The sequence below is a fragment of the Photobacterium sp. OFAV2-7 genome (assembly GCF_022347985.1).
GTDB lineage: Bacteria > Pseudomonadota > Gammaproteobacteria > Enterobacterales > Vibrionaceae > Photobacterium.
Genome location: NZ_JAKRFQ010000719.1, coordinates 1 through 2,753 on the forward strand (window position 1 = coordinate 1; position 2,753 = coordinate 2,753).

At 48.9% G+C, this 2,753-nt stretch carries 3 protein-coding genes; 2 read left to right on the top strand and 1 reads right to left on the bottom strand.

Features of this window, described 5'->3' with window-relative positions; all coding sequences use genetic code 11:
- The coding region (locus tag MHN01_RS23515; RefSeq protein ID WP_239413779.1) for an SDR family NAD(P)-dependent oxidoreductase at positions 1-182 on the bottom strand (182 nt) is incomplete at its 3' end.
- 170 nt (positions 183-352) lie between these two features.
- Between MHN01_RS23515 and MHN01_RS23520 the strand changes: the two genes are divergently transcribed.
- Positions 353-1,231 (top strand): LysR family transcriptional regulator, encoded by an 879-nt coding sequence (locus MHN01_RS23520; protein WP_239413781.1) that lies wholly within the window; start codon positions 353-355, stop codon positions 1,229-1,231.
- Positions 1,232-1,430: 199 nt separating this feature from the next.
- The coding region (gene hcp / locus MHN01_RS23525; protein ID WP_239413780.1) for a hydroxylamine reductase at positions 1,431-2,753 on the top strand (1,323 nt) is incomplete at its 3' end.

Consider the following 2,753-nt stretch of genomic DNA (forward strand, 5'->3'; position numbering starts at 1 on the left):
TGATGGGCCATAGCCACGCCACCATTAGCCGCAATCTCCTGCACAACGGCTTCTGCGGCTTCCCTGTTTCCAGCATAATTAACGACAACAGCAATCCCATCCTTAGCAAGACGTTTGGCAACATTAGCACCAATCCCCCGTGACGCTCCCGTCACTAATGCAACTCTTTTAGTCCTGGACATATGCCTTCTCCTATCATTCATTATGTATACGTCTATAGCAAATAGCTATGAGGGTTCTGCACCAGCCATAGAACGATAGCAACCTTAACACTTTAGAATTTTCGGATAATTACCTACTATTCGTTATCAGTATCCGAAAATATCGAATAGTCATGGACAGAATTGATGCAATGCGCGTTTTCACACGCGTACTGGAAAGGCGAAGCTTCACACTCGCAGCTGAAGATTTAAACTTGCCCCGTTCCACAGTCACGGATGCAGTCAAGCAAATTGAGAAGAGGCTTGGGGTTCGTTTATTAGAAAGGACAACAAGACAGGTAACCCCAACATTGGATGGCGACAACTTCTATCACCGCTGCCTGTCTATCATCAGAGATGTGGAAGATGCAGAAAGTGCATTTTCCGGCTTAATACCGACAGGGAGGTTACGTGTTGATGTCCATGGCACACTAGCCAGACATTTTCTTCTGCCGAAACTTCCTCACTTTCTGCAAAATTATCCGGAAATCGAACTTTTTATGAGCGAAGATGATCGGCTTGTGGATCTCGTTCGTGAAGGCATCGATTGTGTCCTTCGTGTAGGAACACCCCAAGTTGAAGAGTTGGTTGCCCGTCACATTGCGACTCTCGAGGAAGTGTCGGTTGCATCAGTGGATTACGTGCGCCAGTTTGGCTTGCCCTCTCACCCGGATGACTTAGCTGAACATCAAATGATAGGATTTCGCGCAACTGGCAGCAGCGAACCTATGCCGCTCGAGTTTACTATCAACAACAAGATCGTTCACCAAAGTCTGCCAACCTCATTGATAGTGAACTCAGCAGAAACACTCGTCTCCGCAGCCCGTCAGGGTTTAGGTATCGTTCAGGTGCCTCGTTATCATGTTGAGAAAGATTTAGCACAAGGACTGCTTATCGAGCTGTTAAGCGATTACCCGCCCACGCCGTCGCCGGTGTCGATTATCTACCCGAGCAACCGAAAGCACTCTCCCCGTGTCAGAGTATTTATTGAATGGTTGCAAGAGGCTTTTGAAATGCCTATACATGAATAGTCCCTCTCAACCAATATGACCCAATCCTGAAAAAACCGTAAAAGCTGATGCTTTCCTGCTCGGCATCAAAAGTTTCATTTCAAATGTAGGTTATTGGGCAGATAATGATCCGGATCAATGACCCGGGGCATTCAGTACCTATATCCTCCTCCCCTATTATAAAGTTGCACAATAAATACACCTTTTAAGGAATGCAATAATGTCGAACCTAGCAATGTTTTGTCACCAGTGCTCAATGGCCCAAAGCGGCGGCTGTGGCAGCACAGGTAAAACTCAGGGTACATGTGGTAAGGATGAAACCCTGTCTCGCCTTCAGGATATTATGATTTTCGGCCTAAAAGGCCTGTCTGCATACCGTACCCACGCCGACGATCTTGGCGCGGATACCAAATCGGTGGATGATGTTATCGCCGAAACACTATACTTCACGCTAACAAACGTTAACTTTAGCTTTGACCAGCACATTGCCCAGCTGATGAAAGTCGGCGGAGCCGGTAGCGAGATCATGTCTCGCCTTGGTGAAGCTCATCACGGTCGCCTAGGGATCCCTACTCCTGTTTGCGTACCGCAGAACAAAGCTGAAGGTAAAGGTATTCTGGTAACCGGTCACGATCTTGACCTGCTAGAGCGCCTGTTGATTGCTACCGAAGGCAAAGGCATCAACATCTACACCCACTCAGAAATGCTGCCAGCCCACGGTTATCCGGAGCTACGCAAGTACAGCCACCTAAAAGGCAACATCGGTAAAGCCTGGTTCGACCAAAAGCAGCTGTTCCAGAAGTGGAACGGTACTATCATTGTGACGACTAACTGTATCGTTCCGCCAACAGGCCGAGCAGATTATGCCGATCGCCTGTACAGCTACGGTATCGTCGGTATCGACAACTGTCGCCAGCTAGAAGACGACTTCACGCAGCTGATCGAACAGACACTAAGCCTGCCGGATATCGAAGGCTTCGACAGCGATGACACGCTAATGACAGGCCACAACTACAAGACAATTCTTGGCCTTGCTCCGCAAATTCTTGAAGCCGTTAACGCTGGTAAGATCAAGCAGTTCTTTGTAGTTGCCGGCTGTGACAAGCCTGGTAAACCGAACGATTACTTCCGTGATCTTGCGCTATCCATCCCGGACGACTGCATTATCCTGACCTCGTCTTGTGGCAAGTTCCGCTTCAATGACCATGACTTCGGTACTATACCGGGCACCGAGATCCCGCGTTACCTTGACCTTGGCCAGTGTAACGACAGCTATGGTGCAGTCATGATTGCACTTGCACTGAGCGATGCGATGGGTGTGCCGGTTAACGAGCTGCCTGTGAACATCGTTCTGTCCTGGATGGAGCAAAAAGCCGTTCTTATCCTGCTGGCGCTGTTCAACCTGGGTATCCAGAACATCTACCTGGGCCCTAACCCACCGGAGTTCGTCAACGAAGCCATTTTCGAATTCCTACAGCAGCAATTCAACCTTCAGCTAACCGGTAATGTCGAAGACGACCTGGCTAAAATGCTGAACCCGCAG

Coding starts and splice junctions, on each gene's coding strand:
- MHN01_RS23520 (WP_239413781.1), top strand. CDS start 353: ATGCGCGTTTTCACACGCGTACTGGAAAGGCGAAGCTTCACACTCGCA.